This is a genomic window from Leifsonia sp. SIMBA_070 (assembly GCF_046534635.1).
Classification (GTDB): Bacteria; Actinomycetota; Actinomycetes; order Actinomycetales; family Microbacteriaceae; genus Leifsonia.
In genome coordinates this window covers 1-273 of record NZ_JAWRYK010000265.1, presented here as the reverse complement: position 1 = coordinate 273, position 273 = coordinate 1, and the positions used below count along the sequence as shown (strand labels likewise).

Annotated in this window: 1 protein-coding gene; it reads left to right on the top strand. The window is 32.6% G+C overall.

Features of this window, described 5'->3' with window-relative positions; genetic code table 11:
• On the top strand, positions 1-216 hold a 216-nt coding region (locus tag SB754_RS20285; protein ID WP_410784165.1), incomplete at its 5' end, for an HNH endonuclease.
• Positions 217-273: the final 57 nt, after the last annotated feature.

The following is a 273-nucleotide window of genomic DNA, read 5'->3' as shown; positions in this document are numbered from 1 at the left end:
GATTCTTACACTTGTGATTTGTGTGGTAAACAAGGTAAGTGGGGAGACGGATTAAACGCACACCATTTGAATAGCTATGACTGGGATAAGCAAAATCGAACAAATATAGATAATGGCATAACCCTTTGTAAAAAATGTCATATGGACTTCCACAAAAAGTACGGTTACGGAAAAAATACAAAAGAACAATATAGCAAATTTAAAGAGAGCATATAATGGTTCTCTTTTTTTTATATCATAATTAGCATGTTAATACCGTGGTAACTTCATAGA